The sequence below is a fragment of the Kingella sp. (in: b-proteobacteria) genome, from assembly GCF_030527935.1.
Lineage (GTDB): Bacteria > Pseudomonadota > Gammaproteobacteria > Burkholderiales > Neisseriaceae > Kingella_B.
The window spans coordinates 11,670-34,706 of sequence record NZ_JAUMZV010000014.1 but is presented as its reverse complement, the minus strand read 5'-3'; the positions used below and the strand labels follow the sequence as shown (position 1 = coordinate 34,706).

Here is a 23,037-nt window from a genome sequence, read left to right as displayed (position 1 = left end):
GTAGTTTTGAATTTCAGGCTGCCATCAATGGCGCGGTGTGTTGGATAAGCCTGTGTGTGGACAGTGTGTTGGTTTGGTTGAATTTCGTTTCAGGCTGCCTTTTTGCGAAACCTTAGAGGCAGCCTGAAAATAATCATCGGTATTCCCGCGCAGGCGGGAATTTTGTTTGATGCTCAGAAATTGGCGACATCCTAAGAACCTGTATTCATCACTATTTGCATAGGCATCTTTAATGCCCTAAAAACGCGGCTACTGCGTTAAAAATGCGCGCAAGGTGTTCAACCTTGCTGTGCTTTGCGCGGGAATGACGGCATTTCTTGTTTTCAGGCTGCCTTTGGGGTTAGCAGAGAGTGGGTTTATAAACGTTTCAGGCAGCCTGAAATCATGCTTTCAGGCTGCCTGAAACGGGGGCGATTATACCTTATTTCAACATATTTTTAATCACGCCCATGATGCTGCGGCTGATGGCTTTGGTTACTTGCTTGTTGATTTGGCTGCCCACGCTGTCTGCCAAGTCGTAGCCCAAGCCTTTGCCCGCTTTTTTGCGGCTGCCAAACAGTCCGCCCAAAAAGCCGCCCAGCAAGCCGTCTTCCGATTTTTTCGCGCTCTCGGCGGCTTGCGCTTGCTCGCCTGCCAGTTGTTGCAAGGCTTCGTAGGCGGAGAAATTGTCCACCAAATCTTTGTAAACAGGATACAAGCTGTCGGCTTGGAACGCGGCGTTGCGCTCGGCTTCGGGCAGGGGCGCAAGCTGCGATTGCGGCGGCATGATGAACGCGCGTTGCACGATTTCAGGCTGTCCTTTGTCGTCCAAACAAGAAACCAAGGCTTCGCCCACTGCTAGCTCGGTGATGGCGGTGGCAACGTTGAGCTGCGGATTGCTGCGGAAAGTGTCGGCGGCGGATTTCACCGCTTTTTGGTCGCGCGGGGTAAAGGCGCGCAGGGCGTGTTGCACGCGGTTGCCCAGTTGCCCCAACACGGTGTCGGGCAAATCCAGCGGGTTTTGCGTTACAAAATACACGCCCACGCCTTTGGAGCGAATCAGCCGCACGCATTGCTCCACTTGCTCAATCAGCACTTTGCTGGCGTTGTCAAAAATCAGATGCGCTTCGTCAAAAAACAGTACAAATTTGGGCTTTTCGGGGTCGCCCACTTCGGGCAGGGTTTCAAACAATTCGGCGAGAAACCACAGCATAAACGCGCTATATAGGCGCGGCGAGCGCATCAGTTTTTCGGCATTGAGTATGTTGATGATGCCTTGCCCCTGCCCGTTTTGATTGGGCTTGGTTTGCAGCCAGTCTTGCAGGTTGAGCTCGGGTTCGCCGAAAAATTGGTCTGCGCCTTCGCTTTCCAGTTGCAAAAGCTGGCGTTGGATGGCACCGATGCTGGCGGCGGAAACGTTGCCATAGCTGTTGCGAAATTCGGCGGCGTGTTCGGACACATATTGCAGCACGCCGCGCAGGTCTTTCAGGTCAATCAGATGCCAGCCTTTGTCGTCCGCCACTTTGAACACCAGATTGAGCACGCCTTCTTGCGTGTCGTTTAGGTTCATCAGGCGGGCGAGCAGCATCGCGCCCATCGCGGAAATGCTGACGCGCACGGGGATGCCTGTTGCGCCGTACACATCCCAAAAGCGCACGGGGAAGCCTTGCAGATAATCAGCGGCAAGTTGGTATTGGGCAATGCGTTCGGCAACTTTGCCGCTGTTTTCGCCTGCGCGGCAGATGCCTGAAAGGTCGCCTTTCACATCCGCCATAAACACGGGCACACCGTCTTGGCTGAACGCTTCGGCGAGCTTGCGCAGGGTTACGGTTTTGCCTGTGCCTGTTGCGCCTGCGATTAAGCCGTGGCGGTTGGCGAGTTGGGAATGCAGATAAACGGGTTGGTTGTCGTGGCTGTGGGCGATTAGGTAGTCGGTCATGATGGGTTTCCTTGTGGGTGGGATGGGGCAGCCTGAAAAAGGGTTTGGCGTATGGCGGGGGTTTTCAGGCTGCTGCCTATATGGTGGGCGGGATGGATTGGGCGTGTATCAATGTGAAAGCTGAAATCTTTGCCAAATCTGCAAACGATGAAGCGTCGGCGGTTCGCCGACAGATTGCACCAGTTGGCGACGAGCCGTCGCCGCTTCATTTTAGTTTTCAGGCTGCCTAATTGTTTGCGCATTCATGCTATACACCAATAGGCAGCCTGAAAATGCTGTTTTCCCATTTTCAGGCTGCCTATTAAGCGGATTTAATGCAGGGCAACGCTGCTGGCGTTCAAGTTTATAAAATTGGATGATTGGATGCGCAAGCAAGGGTCGGTGCGATAGTGTATCGAGTTAAACCCCAATTCTCGCGCTTCCACCACGCCGTTGTGGTCAATATCGTAAAGGGCAAATTCTTCGGGGTCGTTGAGCTTGAACGAAGCGATTAAATTGTCGCCTGTGCTGGCGGCAAGCCATTCGGTTAGGTTTAGGGCGCGGTCGCCGTCTTGGTCGTTGAGCACCACAAACGCGGCAACGGGCTGCATTCGGGCGCAGGCATCGGCGGTGATTGGCATAAAGGCGGCGGAAAGTACGATGAAAAAAATATGTGGTTGGCGTGTCATGGTTATGCTCCTGCAACGGTCATGCTGCTGATGAGAATTGAGCCGATTTTGCTGCTGGCGTTGCGGCGAAAATCGCTGCTCGTGGCGATGATGTTGTGCAACATTTCTTTCAGGCTGCCTGCAATGGTGATGCCTGAAACGGGGTGGCTGATGATGCCATTTTCCACCCAAAATCCCGCTGCGCCGCGCGAATAATCGCCTGTAAGCATATTCACGCCTTGTCCCATCAGTTCGGTGATGAGCAAGCCTGTGCCCATTTGTTTGAGCAGGGCGGTTTGGCTGTTTTCGGTGGCGGTTAGATAAAGATTGTGTGCGCCGCCTGCGTTGCCTGTGCTGGTTTGGTTGAGCTTGCGCGCGCTGTAACTGTCTAAAAAATAGCCGCGCACGATGCCGTTTTCAATCACAAAGCGCGGCTGGGTGGCAACGCCTTCGCTGTCAAAATAGGTGCTGCCTAGGGCGCGGGAGATGTGTGGTTCTTCGCGTAAACTGATGAAGCTGGGGAGAATTTGCGTGCCGAGACTGTCTTGCAAGAAGCTGCTTTGGCGATAGAGTGCGCCACCTGTTAAGCCGCCCACAATATGCCCGATTAAGCTGTTGGCGATGGTGGCATCAAAAAGAATGGGGTAGCTGCCTGTGGCAACGCTTTGCGGGGCTAGGCGGCGGGTGGCGCGCTCTGCGGCGATGTTGCCGATGTGGGCGGGGGTGTCTAAATCTTGGCGGTCGCAGGCGATGTCGTACCAATAATCGCGTTCCATGCCGTTGGCATCGCTGGCCACCACGCTGCACGATAGGCTGTGGCGGGTGCCGCGCTGGTGTTGGCAAAAGCCGTGCGAATTGGCGTACACAAATTGAAAATGCGCGGTGTTCACGCTTGCGCCTTCGGAATTGCTGATGCGGCTGTCGGCGGATAGCGCGGCTTCTTCGCATTCTTTGGCGATGGTGATGGCGTTTTCGCTGGATAAATCCCATTCGTGGTAGCGGTCTAAATCGGCGATGTGCGTTGCCATTAGGCTGGCATCGGCGATGCCTGCAAAGGGGTCGGCGGCGGTGTGGCGGGCGATGTCGCAGGCAGCTTGAACGGTGCTGGCTAGGGCGGCAGGCGATAAATCGGCGGTGCTGGCGCGGCCTTTGCTGTGCCCCACGAACACGGTTATATCCAGCGATTTGTCTTGTTGATATTCTATTTGTTCAATTTCGCGCCAGCGCACTTGCACGCTTTGCCCCAGCGATTCGCTTAAATCTACTTCGGCGGCGGTTGCGCCTTTTTGCTGGGCGAGTTCAAGCGCGGTTTGCGCGGCTTGTTTGAGTTCATCGGCGGTGTGTTGGAACATTGAAGGGTCTTTGTGAACAAAAAACGGCTGGATTTTAGCGGTTTTCAGGCTGATTGGGCGTTAAAAAAATTAAAGATGTCTAAAGATGGCAATCTTTTGCTAATCACGCTATTTTGTTGTGAATGGGGCAGGGTGGTTATCCCGACTTTTTCAGGCTGCTTTAGAGGCTGCTTGCATTGGGTGGCGAAGCGGATTTTGTGTCAGAAAATAGCAGATGCAAGGCGCAAACCGCAGCAAGGTTGAACACCTTGCGAGGATTGGCAACGTGGCAGATGCTGTTTTATGACGCAAAAGCCGTCGTCATAGCAAATGTAAGCAGCCCCTAATGTTTTTTTGCTATGATTGCGCCCTTTGTAAACCAATATAAACGGCTATGGAAAACCAAAACGAAGAAGAATGGGTAAGCAAAACCCAAATGAAAAAACAGATGGATGCGCTGCAAGATTTGGGCATGGAATTAACCGCGTTATCCAGCGAAACCATCAAAAAGCTCGCGCTGCCTGAAGATTTGCTGGATGCCATCCGCGAGTATAAAAAGATTACTTCCAACAGCGCGTTGAAACGCCAACGCCAATATATTGGGCGGCTGATGCGCGATATTGACCCCGCGCCCATCCGCGATTTTTTGGCGCGGCTTAAAGGTGATAACCAAGCGCACAATGCTTTTTTGCAGCGGGTGGAGCAGGCGCGTAGCCGTTTGCTGGCAAGCGATGATGCGCTGACGGCGTTTGTGTCGGATTTTCCGCACGCGGATGTGGGCACGCTGCGCACGCTGATTCGCAATGCGCGTAAGGAAGCGGAGTTGAACAAGCCACCGAAGAATTTTCGCGCGTTGTATCAGGAGTTGAAAGCGGTGATGGAAGGGCATGAAGTGGAGTAGTTTGCTGGCGTGGTTGGGGTGCTTTCAGGCTGCCTTATGGTTTTCAGGCTGCCTATTATTATCAAAAGGCAGCCTGAAAATGGATAACGGCATCATCACAAGGATAATTTAATGACAGACCATTCAACAAACTACACTTGCACCGTTTGCCACGAAACGCACGAAGATTTACCCGCGCTGGGCTTTATTGCGCCCGACCCGTATGCCGAGCTTTCCGCAGCGCAACGCGCCGAGTTCCAAGCCGAGTGCGATGATAATTTTTGCATCATCCGCTATCCCGACCAAACCGACCGCTTTATCCGCGTGGTGCTGGACATTCCGATTATTGACCACGAAGAAACGTTGGAGTATGGCGTGTGGGTGTCGATGAGCGAAGCCAGTTTCAACGACTACCGCGCCCATTTTGATGACGACCACGAAGCCACTTATTTCGGCATGATTTGCAACCGCATCATGGGCTACGAGCCGAGCACGATGTTTTTGCATTGCAATGTGAACACGCAGCCTGATGGTCGCCGCCCGTTTATCGCGCCGCATCAAGCCGAGCATCCGCTGGTGCGCGATTACACGCACGGCATCCGTTATGCAGAAGCGCGAGCCAGAGTGGATGCCGCGCTGCATCGCTTTCAGGCTGCATCATGCTGATGCGGATTAAGCAAGGCAGCCTGAAAAGCATTTTTCAAACCATCCCAACGCGCCCAGTTTTCATGCTGCCTAATGCCGCATCATAGGCAGCCTGAAACGGCGTCATCCCAAAGGACAACCCCATGCAGTCTATGCAGACTTGGCACGATGCCCTTGCCGCAGAAAAAGCCCAGCCCTATTTTCAACACATTCTCGCCACCGTTCGCGCCGAACGCCAAAGCGGGCAAACCATCTATCCGCCCGCTGCCGATGTGTTCAACGCCTTTAAGCTCACCGAGTTTGCCCAAACCAAAATCGTTATCCTTGGGCAAGACCCGTATCATGGCGAGCATCAAGCGCACGGGCTGGCGTTTTCGGTGCAACACGGCATCAGCGTGCCGCCATCGCTGGTGAACATTTATAAAGAATTGGCGGACGACATCGCTGGCTTCCAAATCCCCGTTTCAGGCTGCCTAAACCATTGGGCGGAGCAGGGCGTGTTGCTGCTCAACACCGTGCTCACCGTGCGCGCCCACCAAGCGCATTCGCACGCCAACCTTGGCTGGGAAACCTTTACCGACCGCGTCATCGCCCAGCTTAACGCGCATCGCCAAAACATCGTGTTCATGCTGTGGGGCAGCCACGCGCAGAAAAAAGGCGCGATGATAGACCGCCGCCGCCATCTGGTGCTCACCGCGCCGCATCCATCGCCGCTGTCTGCCTATCGCGGCTTTTTTGGTTGCAAGCATTTTTCCCAAGCCAACGCTTATCTAGCGCAACACGGCATCGTGCCGATTGATTGGCAAATTTAGTTTTCAGGCTGCCTATGTTCATAACAAAATAAAACCGACCAAGGCAGCCTGAAACCGCATCCCGCCCACCCATTAAGGAACAACACCATGCCCACGCCCCACTTAATCGTTATGCTCACCCACAACGACCACACCGTTGCCAACGCCCGCGAAATCTACCTGCAAAACCGCCACAGCCAAGCCCAATTTTGGGGCTTCAAAGAAGAACCGCTGTCGCGCCAAGAAATGAAAGACTTATTTGCCCTGATGAAAGCAGACGGCAAAACCACGTTTTTAGAAGTGGTGGAATACACCGAAGACGCAGGCTTAGCAGGCGCAGAAGCCGCGCTAGAATGCGGCTGCGATATTTTGATGGGCACAAAATTCTACCCATCCATCAACCAATTTTGCCAAGCCAACCGCTTGAAATATATGCCCTTTGTGGGCGAGCTTGCCGAACGCCCCACCATCCTGAGCGGCAACATCACCGACATCATCGCCGAAGCGCAAAGCTACGCCGCCCAAGGCGTGCACGGCATAGATTTGCTCGGCTACCGCTACACAGGCGACGCGGCTCAACTCAACGCCGAGCTGGTGAAAAGCGTGCCCATCCCCGTGTGCATCGCAGGCAGCGTAAACAGCTATCAACGGCTGGACGAACTCAAAGCCGCGCAACCGTGGGCGTTCACCATCGGCAGCGCGTTTTTTGATAACCAGTTTTCAGGCAGCATCGCCGAGCAGATTGATAAAGTGTGCGAGTATATGAAAAGGTAAAATTTTAGAACCCGTAAACGCTGTTTCAGGCTGCCTTTGGCATTGCGCCATGCCAGCCAGTAAAGGCAGCCTGCGCAGCGTAGTGGAGTTGCGAAGCTAAAACCGTTTCGCATCGCCCAACCCCGTTTTAACTGCATTCCCCCCAACCCAAGGAGCAAGAAAATGACCAACCCTCATCTATCCCAAATCCGCGCCCTGCGCCAAAACGCCCGCCAATTTTGGGCGGCGTGGCAGCAGCAAGAAGCGCAGTTGGCGCAGTTAAGCGACATTGAGTTTGTAGAACAAGCCAATGATTTGCTGCGCCAATTTTGCCCCGAGTGCATTGTGGAACGGGAAGGCAATGCGCCCAATTTGAATGATTTGCCCAGCTTGGTTTTTTCAGCCGAAGGCATCCGTGAACACTTTCCGCAAGTGCAAGCCTTGGCGGAATTGGCGCAGACCCAGCGTTACCACGTTCGCGCGTTTCGCTCGCCAGAGAGCAGTGTTGCGCCCGATTTGAGCATTGACGATTTTGGCATTGGCATAGGTGATTTTCTTTTGAACACGAGCGACGTTGCCATCGCGTTGAACGAATGGCGGATGCTGCCCGCGCTGGAAATCGCGTTCACCAGGCCTATCCCCACTGATATGTGCGACCATGCCCAAAACATAGCAATCATCATGCTAGACCATATTATTGGTGAATGGGCAGCCAGCGTTAAAATCGGCATGGTAGATTTTGTGGACAACATTGCCCCCGAACGCGCCATGTCGTTTACCGCGCTGCCCGAAAAGCTCAACCAAATGTGGCGAGAACTGGGCTACACAGGCGTTTACCCCGAGCCAGAATGGCAGTTTGGCACATACCAAATTGAAGAAGACGAAGACCGAGAGCAAGACGCTTTGGTGCTGATGCGCAACGAATCCGCCGCCAGCCTGCTCGGTCGCGCCGATATGGGCTGGGTGGTGTGCGTGGAAGCGCAGTTAGCCAGCAAAGCCGATTTGGATGCCGCCTACGAGCTGCAAGACAATGTAGAAGCCGAAGCCAGCCTAAACCAGCAAGGCATTTTCACATTGAGCGTCATGAATATGACCAACGGCACGCGCACCATGTATTACAGCAGCAACCCCGCAGGCTTGGTGGAAAAAACCGCCACGCTGTGCGAACAATGCCCGCTGCCCACCACCATCAGCTGCGAATACGACCCCAATTGGTCGTATTACCGCTTCTAAACCGCCACCGCAAAAGGCAGCCTGAAATCCATCTCTGTAAACAAAAATGATAGAAATCAAAAATCTCACCCTGCAACGCGGCAGCAAAATCCTGCTGGATAACGCCACCGCCACCATCAACCCGCGCCAGCGCGTCGGCTTAATCGGCAAAAACGGCACAGGCAAATCCAGCCTGTTTGCGCTGATTAAAGGCGAAATCGGGCAAGACAAAGGCGATTTGCTGCTGCCCAAAACATGGAAGCTCGCCGCCGTCGCCCAAGAAACGCCCGCGCTGGATACCGCCGCGCTGGATTATGTGTTGCAGGGCGATGCCGAGTTACAGCATTTTCAGGCTGCCTTAGCCGCCGCCGAAGCCGAAAACGACGGCATGAAACAAGCCGAATGGCACGCCAAATTAGACGAAATCGATGCCTACTCCGCGCCCGCTCGCGCCGCCAAACTGTTGAGCGGGCTGGGTTTTGCGCAAGACGAACACGCCAAGCCCGTCAAAGCCTTTTCGGGCGGCTGGCGGATGCGGCTCAACCTTGCGCAAGCCCTGATGTGCCGCGCCGATTTGCTGCTGCTGGACGAACCCACCAACCACCTAGACTTGGAAACCGTGTTGTGGCTGGAAAACCACCTTGCCAGCCTGTCCTGCACCCAAATCATCATTTCGCACGACCGCGATTTTCTCAACGCCACCACCACGCAAACGCTTGAACTGGCGCAACAAAAACTCACGCTCTATGGCGGCGGCTACGATTTCTACCTGAAAGAACGCGCCCAACGCTTGGCAAACCAGCAAGCCGCGTTCGCCAAGCAGCAAGCCAAAATCCAACATCTGCAATCGTTTATCAACCGCTTCAAAGCCAAAGCTACCAAAGCCACGCAGGCGCAAAGCCGCATCAAAGCCTTGGAAAAAATGGAAAAAATCGCCCCCGCCCAGTTGGACAACGAATTTTTGTTTGAATTTGCCGCGCCCGAGCACCTGCCCAACCCGCTGCTCAAAATGGAACGCGCCGATTTGGGCTACGGCGCGGAAACCATATTGCGCAACATCAATTTATCATTGGAAAACGGCGCACGCTTCGGCTTGCTCGGCGTAAACGGCAGCGGCAAATCCACCTTTATCAAAGCCCTTTCAGGCAGCCTGAAACCGCAAAGCGGGCAAATCATCCGCTCCGACAAGCTCAACATCGGCTACTTTGCCCAACACCAGTTAGACACCCTGCGCGATGACCAAAGCCCTGTGTGGCACATCCAAAAGCTCTCACCCGAAGCCCGCGAGCAAGATATTCGCAATTTCCTAGGCGGATTTTTGTTTGCAGGCGACATGGCGACCGCGCCGATTGCCCCATTTTCGGGCGGCGAAAAAGCACGGCTCGCCCTTGCCATGCTGGTGTGGCAAAAGCCCAATCTGCTGCTACTGGACGAACCCACCAACCACTTGGATTTGGATATGCGCCACGCGCTCACCCTTGCGCTGCAAAGTTTTGAAGGCGCATTGATTTTGGTGTCGCACGACCGCAGCCTGATTGAAGCTACCACCGACCAATTCCTATTGATAGACCAAGGCAGCCTGAAAACCTTTGACGGCGATTTAAACGACTACCGCGCATGGCGGCTGGCGCAAGAAAACGCCACCGCCGCGCCCGCACAATCCAGCCAGTCGCAAAGCCGCAAAGACACCAAACGGCAGGAAGCGCAAATGCGGCAAGAACGCGCCCGCCGCAGCAAGCCCGTGCAACAAAAAATAGACCAAGCCGAAAAGGAAATCGCCAAGCTCACCGTCGAGCAACAAGCGTGCGAAGCCATACTGTCGCAAGAAAGCATCTATCAACCTGAAAACAAAGCCAAATTGCAAGAAACATTAGCAAAAACCAACGAAATTAAAGTAAAATTAACAAAATTGGAAGAAGAATGGCTGCAATGGCAAGAAGATTTGGAAACCATTAACAAACAAATCGATAGCGAGTTTCAGGCAGCCTGAAAAAGGACTTGTAAACATGAAAAAAACACTTTTAACCAGCATGGTTTTATTAACCCTATCGCAAGGCGCGATTGCCGAGATTTACAGCTGCGGCGAAGGCTGCTACACATCCAACGCCAAAAAAGGCAGCGGCAAAGCCGATTTGGGCAACAAAATTGGCAGCTACACCAGCGTCAAACATCATTACGATGCGCCTGTTGATACTTCGCGCAGCACATCCGTTGCTTCGCGCAGCAGCTACCGCCCCAGCGGCGGCGCAGCACCCGCGCGTAGCGTGCCCGTTGCCAATATGCAGCCCGCCATGCCTGCCGCGCCCAAAATCAGCAGCGCGCGCGCCAACGGACGGCGCACCATCTTGGAACAAGAACTCAACAACGAGCGCAACGCCCTTGCCCAAGCCAAGCAAAACCTAGCCGATGGGCGCATTGTGAAAGGCGCGAACGACACCAACCGCGATGCCCGCATCCGCCAGCTAGAAAGTGCCGTGCTAGACCGCCAGCAAAACATCCAAGCCTTGCAGCGCGAGTTGAGCCGAATGTGAGAACCTGCATTCACTATTTTCAGGCTGCCTTTGCATTCGCCTGAACCCGCAGCAAACATTAAGCCTTTGCAAACCGTCCCCGCGTTTGTAAAGGCTTTTTAATGGAAAATTAACCATTTTAACGCTATAATGCGCCACTTTAATTTGTCGCCCAACCCGCCCCAACGCCATGAAAAAACTTGTTGCATTTATCGCCGTGAGCACGCTTTCCGCCTGCGGTTTTCACCTAAAAGGCACCTACGCGCACGACCATCTGCCTGAACAAAAATGGTACATCTCGGGCGGGCAACTGCAAAAACCGCTGGAAAACGCCATTCGCCACGCTTCGGGCAAACCTGTTGCACAATCCAACCAAGCCCAAGCCGAGTTGCGCGTAACCAGCTTTGACAACAAGCGCGACATCTACACCATCACCCGCGCCGCCAAGCTCAACGAATACCTGTTTACCCTGCGCGTAACCGCCCAAGCCTATCGCAACAATCAACCGTGGGGCGCGCCGCTTGTCGCCAATGTGCGCCGCACCATGCCGTATTCAAACGGCTTAACACTGGGCAAAGACGAAGAAACCAACACCATTTGGCGCGATATGCACAACGATGCCGCCGAGCAAATCGTGCGTCAGCTTGGCTTTTTAAACGCATCATCGCAGCCATCCGCCAGCGAGCCCAATCCATAATGCCCCAGCTTGACATCAACCAGCTTTCAGGCAGCCTGAAAAGCACGTTGCAACCGCTTTATGTTATCCACGGCGAAGAAGATTTGCTGCGCATTGAAGCCTTAGACAGTATCCGCGCCGTAGCCAAGCAACGCGGCTATTTAAACCGCGAAAGCTACACCGTAGAAAATGCCAGCTTTGATTGGAACGAAGTTTTAGCCAATGCCGACAGCGCGGGCTTGTTCGCCGATTTAAAACTGCTGGAAATCCACATCCCCAGTGGCAAAGTGGGCAAAAATGGTAGCGAAGCCTTGCAGCAATTGGCAGAAAACCTGCCGCGCGACACGGTTACGCTGATTGTATTACCCAAGCTGGAACGCGCTCAAACCCAAGCCAAATGGTTCACTGCGTTAAGCAAACACGGCGCGATGCTGGAAGCCAAAGCCGTTAGCCCCAACGCCTTGCCCGCGTGGATTAACACCCGCCTGCAACAACATGGCTTGGAAGCCGAAGCCGCCGCCGTTGCGCTGTTTGCCGAGCGCGTGGAAGGCAATTTGCTCGCCGCCAAGCAAGAAATAGACAAACTTGCGTTGCTGTTCCCGCAAGGGCATTTAATCAGCATTCAAGACGCGCAAGAGAGCATTGCCAACGTGGCGCGGTTTGATGTTTTTCAGTTTGCCGCCGCGTGGATGAGCGGTAACGTGCGCCGCACCGCCCATTTGTTAGACGGATTGGCTGCCGATAATGAAGAACCTGTTTTGCTGCTGTGGGCGATTGCCGAAGATGTGCGCACGTTGATACGGTTGAGCGCGGCACTCAAACAGGGCAAAACCGTGCAAACCGTGCGTAACGAATTGCGCTTGTGGGGCGATAAGCAACAATACACCAGCCAAGCCGTCGCGCGTTTAACCGCGCCACGCTTAATTGACGCGCTGAAAACCTGTGCGCAAATTGACCGCCAAATCAAAGGCGCAGAAACAGGCGATGCTTGGACAACGCTGCGCCAGTTGGTGATGCAGTTGGCAACATAAGGCAGTCTGAAACGCAGTTCAGCGTAGCCCCAACAATCCACAGCGAAACATCCTTTTCAGGCTGCCTACTGCATCCCGCTCAATAGGCAGCCTGAAAACCCCAAAACACCCTTTTCAGGCTGCCTATTCGCTCTGCCAAAGGCAGCCTGAAAACCACCCCACCCCTTTCTCGCAACACACAAGGAACACATCATGGATAGAAAACGCGCCATATTGATTTGGATTGCTATGGCAACCGTTATCGGGCTTATCGCCTACCTTTCGGGCGCAAACCCCATCGTTGCCGCGCTGATTGGCATCGCCACCGTTGCCGCCATTGTCGGCATCGCCACAGGCACAGTCTATTGGAAACAAAAAAAGCTGATTGACAACGCCGCCCGCTTCAACATTGACCTAAAAGCAGGCAAAATCAACCCAGCCGATTTGCGCCGAATGTATTTCTCGGGCGGCAAAGACCGCAAAGATGCCTTGTTTATCGCCAGCCAAGCCATGCGCTGCTCGGTGCAAGAAGCCGAAAAACAACTCAGCGCACGCATCAGCAAGCAAGCTGCCAACCAAGAGCTGATGAAGCAACAACGCCAGCAAGGCGGCAAACGCAAAGCAGGACGACTACGCTAATATTTTCAGGCTGCCTAATCAGTTAGAGTAAGGCAGCCTGAAAACATTTCATCCCCATCGCTTGAAATATCCCCCGGCAGCCCCATTTGCTGCCCCACTTATTTTCCCAATACAAGAGAACATCATGGCAAGAAAAAAATCTCAACCCATCACATTGCCCACGCTGCCCCTGCGCGACATGGTGGTTTACCCACACATGGTGCTGCCGCTATTTGTGGGCCGCGCCAAATCCGTTGCCGCGCTCAACGCCGCAATGACCGCCGACCAAACCGTCTTCCTGCTCGCGCAAAAAAACGGCAACGATGAAGACCCCAGCCCCAACGATTTGCACGAAACAGGCACCATCGCCGAAATCCTACAAGTATTAAAACTGCCCGATGGCACAGTAAAAGTGCTGGTGGAAGGCAAACAACGCGCCCGCATCAACACGCTGCAAGACACGGGCGAATTATTTGAAGCGCAAGTCAGCGTGTTAGCCGACAGCATCGCCGCGCCCGCCGACCAAGAAGCCCTGCGCCGCAGCCTATTGGCGCAATTTGACCAATACACCAAAAACAACAAAAAAATCCCCGCCGAAGTGCTCACCAGCATTCAAGAAATTGAAGACAACAGCCGCCTTGCTGACACCGTCGCCGCCCATTTGCAACTCAAATTAGAGCAACGCCAAAAACTGCTGGAACTGGCAGACATCGGCGAGCGCATGGAGTTTTTGCTGGCGCAAATTGAAGGCGAGTTGGAAATTTCGCAGCTAGAAAAACGCATTCGCGGCAAAGTGAAACGCCAAATGGAGAAAAACCAGCGCGATTATTACCTAAACGAGCAGATTAAAGTCATCCAAAAAGAGCTGGGCGAAGAAGACGAAAAAGGCGAATTAGACAAGCTGGAACAGCAAATCAAATCCGCAGGCATGAGCCAAGAAGGCGAAGAAAAAGCCATGAGCGAGCTGAAAAAACTCAAAATGATGCCCGCTATGTCTGCCGAAGCCACCGTGGTTCGCAACTATATTGAAACGCTGATTGAACTGCCGTGGAAGAAAAAAACGCGCGTCAGCAAAGATTTAAGCAAAGCCGATTTGGTGCTCAATGAAGACCACTACGGCTTGGAAAAAGTCAAAGAGCGCATTTTGGAATACCTTGCCGTGCAAAAACGCACCGATAAGCTGAAAGGTCCGATTTTGTGCTTGGTTGGGCCACCGGGGGTGGGCAAAACATCGCTGGGCGAAAGCATCGCCAAAGCCACAGGGCGCAAATACGTTCGCATGGCGTTGGGTGGCGTGCGCGATGAAAGCGAAATCCGTGGGCACCGCCGCACCTACATCGGCTCTATGCCAGGGAAAATCATGCAAAGCATGGTTAAAGCTGGCGTGAAAAATCCGCTGTTTTTGCTGGACGAGATTGACAAACTGGGCAACGATTTCCGCGGCGATCCTGCGGCGGCGTTGTTGGAAGTGCTAGACCCTGAGCAAAACGCCAAATTTGCCGACCATTTTGTTGAAGTGGATTTTGACTTAAGCGATGTAATGTTTATCGCCACATCCAACAGCTTTGACATTCCGCCCGCGCTGCTTGACCGCATGGAAATTATCCGCCTATCGGGCTACACCGAAGACGAAAAAATCAACATCGCCATGCAATACCTTGTGCCCAAACAAATTAAACGCAACGGCGTGAAAGACGGCGAATTGTTGATTGACGAAACCGCCGTGCGCGATATTGTGCGCTATTACACGCGCGAAGCGGGTGTGCGCTCGCTAGACCGCGAAATCGCCAAAATTTGCCGCAAAGCCGTGATTAAAAATGAGCTTTCAGGCAGCCTGAAAACGAAAAAAGCGAAAGTGATTAAAGTATCCGCCGATAATCTGAACGATTATTTGGGCGTGCGTCGCTTTGATTACGGCGTAACCGCAGGCGAAAACCGCGTAGGGCAAGTAACAGGCTTGGCGTGGACGGAAGTGGGCGGCGAATTGCTCACTATTGAAGCCGTTGCGCTCAAAGGCAAAGGCAACATCGTGCGCACAGGCAAATTGGGCGATGTGATGCTGGAATCCATTACCGCCGCGTGGTCGGTGGTGCGTTCTCGCGCCGAAAGTTTGGGCATCGCGCCTGATTTTTACGAAAAAAACGATATGCACGTTCACGTTCCCGAAGGCGCAACGCCCAAGGATGGTCCCAGCGCAGGCATTGCAATGACGCTGGCGATGGTGTCTGCGCTCACAGGCATTCCCGTGCGCGCCGATGTGGCGATGACGGGCGAAATCACGTTGCGCGGCGAAGTGTTGCCGATTGGCGGCTTAAAAGAAAAACTGCTCGCAGCCTTGCGCGGCGGCATCAAACACGTTTTGATTCCCAAAGACAACGTGAAAGATTTGGAAGAAATTCCGCAAAACGTGAAAGATGGTTTGGAAATCCATGCGGTTAAATGGATTGATGAAGTGTTTGAATGGGGCTTGGAGCGTCAGCCCACGCCTTATATCGCGCAAACGCAGCCTGAAACTGTGCCTGCCAAGCCCAAAGCGAAATCCAGCAGAAAAGCGCAACAACATTAATAATTAACAAAATGTGTTGCTTTCAACACGATTTCTTAACAATTTTAACTTTTGTGCTTGACACGGTAATTTAGGAATTGATATAAATCCATTCGTTGTAAAAAACCGTGTGAATGCCCGATTTTTCGGGCATTTGAATGAATATCCTAACCATAACATAAAGGAAAGTTCACTATGAATAAATCTGAATTGATTGAAGCAATCGCCCAACACTCTGGCTTAACCAAAACCGACGCTGGCAAAGCCGTTGATGCGTTTACTACTGTGGTAAAAGATGCGTTGAAATCAGGCGATAGCATCGCTTTGGTTGGCTTTGGTACTTTTAAAGTGGCTGAACGCGCTGCTCGCCAAGGCTTGAACCCACGCACCAAAGAAGCGATTAAAATTCCTGCGGCTCGCGTGCCCAAATTTACTGCTGGCAAAACGTTGAAAGACGCGGTTGCTGCAAGCAAAGCAAAACCTGCTAAAAAGAAATAATTTAGCGTGATGCACAATAGGCTGCCTGAATTTCAGGCAGCTTTCTTTATGTTTATGGGAAATACGATGGATGATTTATTTGCGCCCAGCGCGTTATCGGTGCATGAGTTAAACGGCATGGCGGATGAATTGCTGGAACAGCAGTTTGTCGGCATTTGGGTGGCGGGGGAAGTGTCTAATTTAACGCGGGCGGCGAGCGGGCATTATTATTTTGTGCTGAAAGACGATTTGGCGCAGGTGCGTTGCACGTTGTTTAAATTTACGGCGGCGCGGTTGGCGCAACCGTTGCGCGAGGGCGAGCATATTGAGGTGCGCGGCAAGATTGGGGTGTATGCGGCACGGGGCGAGTTTCAAATCAATGTGAACGAAGTGCGGCAGGTGGGTGTGGGGCAGCTTTTTGAGCGGTACGAACGGCTGAAAAAGAAGTTGGATGCGGAGGGTTTGTTCGCGCCCGAGCGTAAACAAAGGCTGCCTGAAAATCCGCAGCGCATTGGTGTGGTAACGAGTTTGGCGGCGGCTGCGCTGCGCGATGTGGTTTCTACGCTGCGCCGTCGTGCGCCGCATCTTGCGCTGGTGGTGTATCCCACGCCTGTGCAGGGGGCGGGCAGCGAGCAGCAGATTGCGCAGGCGATTCGGACGGCGGCGGCGCGCGCGGAAGTGGATGTGTTGATTGTGTGCCGTGGTGGTGGCAGCTTGGAGGATTTGTGGGCGTTTAACGAGGAGGTGGTGGCGCGGGCGATTGCGGATTGCGCGTTGCCTGTGGTGAGCGGGGTGGGGCATGAGACGGATTTTACGCTGGCGGATTTTGTGGCGGATGCGCGCGCGCCTACGCCTACGGGGGCGGCGGAATTGGTGAGCCCCAATCGCGCGGAGTTGTTGCACAAGCTGGCGAATTATCAGGCGCGATTTCAGGCTGCCTTGCAGCAGCGTTATCAGAATGCGGCGCAGAATGTGGATTTTTTGGCGAAGCAGTTGCAGCATCCGCGCCAAAAATGGCAAACGCAGCAGGCGCAAGTGGCTCAACTGCGGGCGCAATTAACATGGGCGATGGGGCAGCAGCTTGGCGGGCAACAGCATCGTGTGACACAGGCGGCGCAGGCGTTGCGTGGGCAGCAGCCTGATGTGGCACGGGCGCAGCAGCGGATGGAGCGGTTTCAGGCTGCTTTGTCGTTTGGCTGGCAAACGCAATTTCAGGCTGCATCGGCGCGGCTGGCGAAGCAGGCGGACGTGTTGGCGGCGATGTCGCCGCACGCGGTGTTGGAGCGGGGCTTTGCGATTGTGCAGAATGCGCGGGGACAGGTGGTGCGCGATGCGGATTCGTTGAAGCAGGGGCAGACGTTGCACGTTTCGTTTGCGCATGGGGCGAGCGATGTGCAGGTGTTGAGTTTGCAAAAGCAGGGGGATTTGTTTGATTAGGCAGCCTGAAATGGGAAGTAGGGTGGTTTTAGCTTCGCGGAAACTCGCTACGCTCGTTTTCAGGCTGAAATCTTTGCAAAGTCTAAAATGAAACAAGAAAGGGTCAATTCTCCGTCATTCCCGCGTAGGCGGGAATCCTGGTGAAATTTTTGCAATGGATTGTTTTTACATGAGTTTCTTAATGTCAAACAAGATTCCTGCCTACGCGGGAATGACGGCATTTCTTGTGTTTCAGGCTGCTGTTAGGGGTTTTGCAAAGGTTTCAGGCTGCCTTTTATTCGTACAACAAGGCAGCCTGAAACTTTGAACGCGGGCGCGAAGGTTGGGCAGCCTGAAATGTTTGCCCCGCGTTCCCTACGGCTTGCTTGCAAGCCGTGCGCTGGCAAAGAATTGGGTTGATGGTGGGATGAATTGGGTGATTGCCATTTTGCTATCCGATTTTCAGGCTGCCTTTTGGGCTGTATGTGTTCACGCGATTAGGCAGCTTGAAAATAGATGCGTGGCGTGGCTTGGACTTCGTTTCAGGCTGCCTAATATCCGCGCATCAAGGCAGCCTGAAAACGTGTTTACCCGCTGATGCCTCGCCCAACGCATCATAGACTTTCAGGCTGCCTAAAAATATAATCCTGCCCTTTCATTATCTTGCTGAAATAGGAATCCCGATGGCATTAGCTTCTCTTTTTACCTTGTTGGACGACATCGCATCCGTGCTGGACGATGTGGCGTTGATGACCAAAGTCGCCGCCAAGAAAACCGCTGGCGTGGTGGGCGATGATTTGGCGTTGAATGCCAACCAAGTAACGGGCGCGGCGGCGGAGCGCGAAATCCCGATTGTGTGGGAAGTTGCCAAAGGCTCACTGGTGAACAAGGTGATTTTGATTCCGATTGCGCTGCTGCTGGCGGCGTTTGCGCCCAAATGGATTACGCCTTTGCTGATGATTGGCGGTGCGTATTTGTGTTTTGAAGGCGCGGAAAAGCTGTTGCACAAAATTTTGCCGCAGGATGACCATACGGAGAAACCAATCGTAACCGATTCATTAAATTCGGAAAAAGAAAAAATACGCGGCGCGATTCGCACCGATTTTATTTTGTCGGCGGAGATTGTGATTTTGGCGTTGGGCGCGATGGATAGCATGGGCAAGGCTACGATGCTGAGCAAGGTGGTGGCGTTGTCGCTGGTGGGCGTGGGGATGACGGTGGCGGTGTATGGCTTGGTGGCGATGATTGTGAAAATGGATGATTTGGGGTTTCATTTGATGCGCAAGCCGAGCAAATTAGTGCAATGGCTGGGCAAGGGCTTGGTGCGCTTTGTGCCTTGGCTGATGCGCGGGTTGAGCGTGGTGGGCACGCTGGCGATGTTTATGGTGGGCGGCGGGATTTTTGTGCACAACGTCGCTTGGCTGCATCATTTTCATTGGAATAATTTTTTGGCGGATACGGGCTTTACCATTGGCGTGGGAATTGTGGTAGGGGCGGCGGCGTGCGCGGTGGTGTTGCTGTTGGGCAAAATGTTGGGCAAGAAGCATTAGACAGCCTGAAAATCGATTAGCGGCAATGTAGCGCAACAAAAGGCAGCCTGAAAATCAGTAAAACGAAAACCCCCAATATTGGGGGCTTTTTCATGCTAGAATGCGCAGGTTTTTTTGGGCGTGCGCCCGATTAACTTCACGACTTTTTATTAAGGACATCTCAATCATGACAGATAAACTGATTTTGGTATTGAACTGCGGCTCATCATCGCTCAAAGGCGCGGTATTAAACAACGACAACGGCGACGTGTTGATGACGTGCTTGGCAGAAAAAATGGGCTTGCCCGATGCCTACATCACGTTCAAAGTAAACGGCGAAAAAGAGCGTGTTGAATTGGCACACGCGCCCAACCACACAGGTGCGGTGGAAGCCCTGTTGGCAGAATTGAAAAAATTGGGGCTGTATGAAAAAGTGGGCGCAATCGGTCATCGCGTGGTAAGCGGCGGCGAATTGTATAGCGACTCGGTGTTGATTACAGATGAAGTCATCGCAGGCATTGAAAAATGCGTTCCGCTCGCGCCTTTGCACAACCCCGCGCACTTGCTCGGCATCCACGCCGCGCGTAAATACTTCGTGGGCTTGCCCAATGTTGCCGTGTTTGATACCGCATTCCACCAAACCATGCCCGAACACGCCTACACCTACGCCATCCCACGCAAATACTACACCGATTTGGGTCTGCGCCGTTACGGTGCACACGGCACCAGCTACCGCTTTGTTGCCGAAGAAGCCGCACGCTTTATGGGCAAAGACAGCAGCAACCTGAAACTGGTCATCGCCCACTTGGGCAACGGCGCATCCATCGCTGCCGTGCGCAATGGCAAATGTATGGATACCAGCATGGGCTTAACCCCATTGGAAGGCTTGGTAATGGGCACACGCTCTGGCGACATTGACCCCAGCGTGTTCTCATTCTTGGCAAACAACGCAGGCATGAACATCCAACAAATTACCGATATGTTGAACAAAGAAAGCGGCTTGCTCGGCATTTCAGGCTTGTCTAACGACTGCCGAACCATTGAAGAAAACGCCGAAAAAGGACACGAAGGCGCAGTATTGGCGTTGGAAATTTTCTCCTACCGCTTGGCGAAATACGTTGCCGCTATGGCAGTTGCCGCAGGCGGTGTGGATGCCGTGGTGTTCACAGGCGGCATCGGCGAAAACTCCAATGTTATCCGCGAAAAAGTGTTGGCATACTGCGAATTTTTGGGCTTGAAAGCCGACCACGAGCGCAACCTAGCCGCACGCTTTGGCAATGGTGGCTACATCACCGCCGAAAACAGCCCTGTGGCTGGCGTAGTCATCCCCACCAACGAAGAATTGATGATTGCACACGACACCGCGCGTTTGTCTGGCTTGTAATTTAATCACGCCGGTATAAGCATCATTAAGGCAGCCTGAAATTTAGTTTTCAGGCTGCCTTTGTTTATGCGCAATTTATGCGCAAACTATTCTAGTTTTATTACAAAAACACAGACAAAGAGAGTATGATTGCACACCGTAATCCATTGTAAACAACGATAGAAAGAGAAAAATATGCAAAACACGCAATTTGATACTCCCGAATACCTTGCCAAAGTAGATGCTTGGTGGCGCGCTGCCAACTACATTTCCGCCGCGCAAATGTATTTAAAAGACAACCCATTGCTCAAAAAACCGCTAACGGCAAACGATGTGAAAGCGCACCCTATCGGGCATTGGGGCACCGTGCCAGGGCAAAATTTCATCTATGCCCATTTAAACCGCGCCATCAACAAATATGATGTGGATATGTTCTACATTGAAGGGCCGGGGCATGGCGGGCAAGTGATGGTGTCCAATTCCTATCTTGACCACAGCTACACCGACATCTACCCCGAAATCACGCAAGATGAAGCGGGATTAAAAAAACTGTGCAAAATCTTCTCGTTCCCCGGTGGCATCGCTTCGCACGCCGCGCCTGAAACTCCTGGGTCTATCCACGAAGGTGGCGAATTGGGCTACGCCTTATCGCACGCTTTTGGCGCGGTGTTGGATAACCCCCATATCATCGCCGCTGCGGTGATTGGCGATGGCGAAGCGGAAACAGGGCCGTTGTGCGCAGGCTGGTTTGGCAACACATTTATCAACCCTGTGAACGATGGCGCAGTGTTGCCGATTTTGTATTTGAACGGCGGCAAAATCCACAACCCCACCATTTTGGCGCGTAAAACCGATGCCGAATTAACCCAATATTTCAACGGTATGGGCTGGGAGCCGATTTTTGTGGAAGTGATCGACCCTGCCCATAGCCACGCCATCATGGCGCAAAAATTGGATGAAGCGGTGGAGCGCATTTTGGCGATTTGGCAAGATGCACGCAGCCGCAGCGCAGACCAAGCCACCATGCCGCGCTGGCCTGTGTTGGTGGCGCGGATTCCCAAAGGCTGGACAGGTCCGAAAACATGGAACAGCGAGCCGATTGAAGGTGGCTTTCGCGCCCACCAAGTGCCCATTCCCACCAATTCGCACGATATGAGCACCGCTGATGCGCTGGAAGCATGGCTGCGCAGCTATCGCCCAGAAGAATTGTTTGACGACAACGGTCGCTTTTTGGACAAATGGCGCGAGATTTCGCCCAAAGGCGCGAAACGGATGTCGGTGCATCCGATTACCAATGGTGGCGTTGCGCCCAAAGCCCTAGTGATGCCTGATTGGACGAAACACGCGCTAAAAATTGGCACCCCCGGTAGCCAAGACGCGCAAGATATGATTGAGTGCGGACGCTTGATGGCGGATGTGATTACCGCCAACCCCGATAATTTCCGCATCTTTGGCCCAGATGAAACCAAATCCAACCGCTTGAACGAAGTGTTTAAAGTAACCAACCGTCAATGGCTGGGCGTGCGCGATGCGGCGTATGACGAATGGATTGCGCCTGTTGGGCGGGTGATTGATTCGCAATTATCGGAACACCAAGCCGAAGGCTTTTTGGAAGGCTACGTTTTGACGGGGCGACATGGCTTTTTTGCCAGCTACGAATCGTTCTTGCGCGTGGTGGATTCTATGATTACCCAGCATTTCAAATGGTTGCGCAAATGCAAAACCCACGCGCCTTGGCGCAAGGATTATCCATCGCTGAACTTGATTGCCACTTCCACCGTGTTCCAGCAAGACCACAATGGCTACACCCACCAAGACCCTGGCTTGCTCACCCATTTGGCAGAGAAAAAGCCCGAATTTGTGCGCGAATATTTGCCCGCCGATGCCAACACGCTGTTGGCGGTGATGAGTGAAGCCTTAACTTCGCGCGACCGTATCAATTTAATCGTGTCGTCTAAACACTTGCGCCCGCAGTTTTACAGCGCGGACGAAGCCAAAGAATTGGTGCGCGAAGGCTACAAAGTGATTGAATGGGCATCCACTTGCCACGATGGCGAGCCTGATGTGGTGATGGCGGCGGCGGGCACAGAGCCAAACATGGAAGCGTTGGCGGCGGTGAACTTGCTGCACAAGCATTATCCCGAGCTGAAAATCCGCTTTATCAATGTGGTGGATATTTTGAAACTGCGCCACCCCAGCATTGACCCGCGCGGCTTGAGCGATGAAGCGTTTGATGCCCTGTTTACCCGTGACAAACCTGTTGTGTTCTGCTTCCACGGCTATGAAAACATGGTGCGCGATATTTTCTTCCCGCGCCACAACCACAATGTGCGCATTCACGGCTACCGCGAAAATGGCGACATCACCACGCCGTTTGATATGCGCGTGTTGTCGGAAATGGACAGATTCCACGTTGCCAAAGACGCGGCGCAAGCGGTTTACGGCGAAAAAGCGGCGGATTTTGCCAACAAGATGGACGAAACCATTGCGTTCCACCGTAGCTATATCCGCGAACACGGCAAGGACATTCCCGAAGTGGCGGAATGGAAATGGCAGCCGTTGGCAAAATAAGGCAGCCTGAAAAAGAGTAGGCAGCCTGAAAACGTTTTTAGATGCTGTTTTAGCTTCGCTGAAACTCACTACGCTCGTTTTCAGGCTGCCTTTGCTTTGAGCGAAGGATTTGCAATAAAGGTTTACTGTTGTTTAGTAGGTCGGG

Annotated in this window: 24 protein-coding genes; 20 read left to right on the top strand and 4 right to left on the bottom strand. The window is 53.2% G+C overall.

Going from position 1 to position 23,037, the window contains the following annotated elements; translation table 11 throughout:
* Positions 1–421: 421 nt before the first annotated feature.
* Positions 422–1,918 carry a helicase HerA-like domain-containing protein gene (locus Q4A85_RS06065; protein ID WP_303108552.1) on the bottom strand — a complete coding sequence of 499 codons (1,497 nt, stop codon included), beginning with the start codon at positions 1,916–1,918 and terminating at the stop codon, positions 422–424.
* An 11-nt stretch (positions 1,919–1,929) separates the two neighbouring features.
* On the opposite strand from Q4A85_RS06065, the gene Q4A85_RS06060 reads away from it, so the two are divergent.
* On the top strand, positions 1,930–2,148 hold the full coding sequence (locus Q4A85_RS06060) for a hypothetical protein (protein ID WP_303108550.1): 219 nt from the start codon (positions 1,930–1,932) through the stop codon (positions 2,146–2,148).
* An 81-nt stretch (positions 2,149–2,229) separates the two neighbouring features.
* Here Q4A85_RS06060 and Q4A85_RS06055 read toward each other — a convergent pair whose 3' ends face one another.
* Together Q4A85_RS06055 and pmbA are read right to left on the bottom strand one after the other, a co-directional pair.
* Positions 2,230–2,586, bottom strand: coding sequence for a UDP-glucose 6-dehydrogenase (locus Q4A85_RS06055; RefSeq protein ID WP_303108548.1), 357 nt, complete (start codon positions 2,584–2,586; stop codon positions 2,230–2,232).
* Positions 2,587–2,588: 2 nt separating this feature from the next.
* Positions 2,589–3,917, bottom strand: coding sequence for a metalloprotease PmbA (gene pmbA, locus Q4A85_RS06050; protein ID WP_303108546.1), 1,329 nt, complete (start codon positions 3,915–3,917; stop codon positions 2,589–2,591).
* A 12-nt stretch (positions 3,918–3,929) separates the two neighbouring features.
* Here pmbA and Q4A85_RS06045 point away from each other — a divergent pair, with 12 nt between their 5' ends.
* The 11 genes from Q4A85_RS06045 to holA all read left to right on the top strand — a co-directional run bounded on the left by Q4A85_RS06045 (position 3,930) and on the right by holA (position 12,394).
* Complete coding sequence (locus tag Q4A85_RS06045; protein WP_303108544.1) at positions 3,930–4,160, top strand: hypothetical protein; 231 nt, start codon at positions 3,930–3,932, stop codon at positions 4,158–4,160.
* A gap of 130 nt (positions 4,161–4,290) precedes the next feature.
* The gene (gene yjgA, locus Q4A85_RS06040; RefSeq protein ID WP_303108542.1) at positions 4,291–4,797 is read left to right on the top strand and encodes a ribosome biogenesis factor YjgA; all 507 of its coding nucleotides are present in this window, start codon (positions 4,291–4,293) and stop codon (positions 4,795–4,797) included.
* Complete coding sequence (locus tag Q4A85_RS06035) at positions 4,784–4,909, top strand: hypothetical protein (protein ID WP_303108540.1); 126 nt, start codon at positions 4,784–4,786, stop codon at positions 4,907–4,909. The genes yjgA and Q4A85_RS06035 overlap by 14 nt, the downstream gene beginning before the upstream one ends.
* Entirely contained in the window at positions 4,909–5,442 is a 534-nt protein-coding gene (locus Q4A85_RS06030; protein WP_303108539.1) for a DUF2199 domain-containing protein, read from the top strand. The genes Q4A85_RS06035 and Q4A85_RS06030 overlap by 1 nt, the downstream gene beginning before the upstream one ends.
* Positions 5,443–5,573: 131 nt before the next feature.
* Positions 5,574–6,233, top strand: coding sequence for a uracil-DNA glycosylase (gene ung / locus Q4A85_RS06025; RefSeq protein WP_303108599.1), 660 nt, complete (start codon positions 5,574–5,576; stop codon positions 6,231–6,233).
* A gap of 87 nt (positions 6,234–6,320) precedes the next feature.
* Complete coding sequence (locus Q4A85_RS06020) at positions 6,321–6,986, top strand: hypothetical protein (protein ID WP_303108537.1); 666 nt, start codon at positions 6,321–6,323, stop codon at positions 6,984–6,986.
* A 162-nt stretch (positions 6,987–7,148) separates the two neighbouring features.
* Positions 7,149–8,198 (top strand): hypothetical protein, encoded by a 1,050-nt coding sequence (locus tag Q4A85_RS06015; RefSeq protein ID WP_303108535.1) that lies wholly within the window; start codon positions 7,149–7,151, stop codon positions 8,196–8,198.
* A 46-nt stretch (positions 8,199–8,244) separates the two neighbouring features.
* Positions 8,245–10,167: an ATP-binding cassette domain-containing protein gene (locus tag Q4A85_RS06010; RefSeq protein WP_303108533.1), complete on the top strand. Its 1,923-nt coding sequence runs from the start codon at positions 8,245–8,247 to the stop codon at positions 10,165–10,167.
* 16 nt (positions 10,168–10,183) lie between these two features.
* A complete protein-coding gene (locus tag Q4A85_RS06005; protein ID WP_303108531.1) occupies positions 10,184–10,708 on the top strand; it encodes a hypothetical protein in 525 nt (174 codons plus the stop codon).
* 169 nt (positions 10,709–10,877) lie between these two features.
* Complete coding sequence (lptE, locus tag Q4A85_RS06000; RefSeq protein ID WP_303108530.1) at positions 10,878–11,384, top strand: LPS assembly lipoprotein LptE; 507 nt, start codon at positions 10,878–10,880, stop codon at positions 11,382–11,384.
* Complete coding sequence (gene holA, locus Q4A85_RS05995) at positions 11,384–12,394, top strand: DNA polymerase III subunit delta (RefSeq protein WP_303108528.1); 1,011 nt, start codon at positions 11,384–11,386, stop codon at positions 12,392–12,394. Before lptE ends, holA begins: the two co-directional genes overlap by 1 nt.
* Before the next feature lie 65 nt (positions 12,395–12,459).
* On the opposite strand, the gene Q4A85_RS05990 is transcribed toward holA, so the two are convergent.
* Positions 12,460–12,588, bottom strand: coding sequence for a hypothetical protein (locus Q4A85_RS05990; protein ID WP_303108527.1), 129 nt, complete (start codon positions 12,586–12,588; stop codon positions 12,460–12,462).
* Here Q4A85_RS05990 and Q4A85_RS05985 point away from each other — a divergent pair.
* From Q4A85_RS05985 to Q4A85_RS05950, 8 genes are all read left to right on the top strand, one after another.
* Positions 12,587–13,012 (top strand): magnesium transporter, encoded by a 426-nt coding sequence (locus Q4A85_RS05985; protein ID WP_303108525.1) that lies wholly within the window; start codon positions 12,587–12,589, stop codon positions 13,010–13,012. The genes Q4A85_RS05990 and Q4A85_RS05985 overlap by 2 nt on opposite strands.
* 124 nt (positions 13,013–13,136) lie before the next feature.
* On the top strand, positions 13,137–15,557 hold the full coding sequence (gene lon, locus Q4A85_RS05980; protein ID WP_303108523.1) for an endopeptidase La: 2,421 nt from the start codon (positions 13,137–13,139) through the stop codon (positions 15,555–15,557).
* 174 nt (positions 15,558–15,731) lie between these two features.
* Positions 15,732–16,034, top strand: a complete 303-nt coding sequence (locus Q4A85_RS05975; RefSeq protein ID WP_303108521.1) for an HU family DNA-binding protein — start codon at positions 15,732–15,734, stop codon at positions 16,032–16,034.
* Between the two features lie 66 nt (positions 16,035–16,100).
* Positions 16,101–17,450: an exodeoxyribonuclease VII large subunit gene (gene xseA, locus Q4A85_RS05970; protein ID WP_303108598.1), complete on the top strand. Its 1,350-nt coding sequence runs from the start codon at positions 16,101–16,103 to the stop codon at positions 17,448–17,450.
* Positions 17,451–17,790: 340 nt separating this feature from the next.
* Positions 17,791–18,027 carry a hypothetical protein gene (locus Q4A85_RS05965; RefSeq protein ID WP_303108519.1) on the top strand — a complete coding sequence of 79 codons (237 nt, stop codon included), beginning with the start codon at positions 17,791–17,793 and terminating at the stop codon, positions 18,025–18,027.
* Positions 18,028–18,112: 85 nt separating this feature from the next.
* The gene (locus Q4A85_RS05960) at positions 18,113–18,979 is read left to right on the top strand and encodes a DUF808 domain-containing protein (protein WP_303108518.1); all 867 of its coding nucleotides are present in this window, start codon (positions 18,113–18,115) and stop codon (positions 18,977–18,979) included.
* A gap of 166 nt (positions 18,980–19,145) precedes the next feature.
* The gene (locus Q4A85_RS05955; protein WP_303108516.1) at positions 19,146–20,342 is read left to right on the top strand and encodes an acetate kinase; all 1,197 of its coding nucleotides are present in this window, start codon (positions 19,146–19,148) and stop codon (positions 20,340–20,342) included.
* 174 nt (positions 20,343–20,516) lie between these two features.
* A complete protein-coding gene (locus tag Q4A85_RS05950) occupies positions 20,517–22,892 on the top strand; it encodes a phosphoketolase (RefSeq protein ID WP_303108514.1) in 2,376 nt (791 codons plus the stop codon).
* The last annotated feature ends 145 nt before the right edge of the window (positions 22,893–23,037 follow it).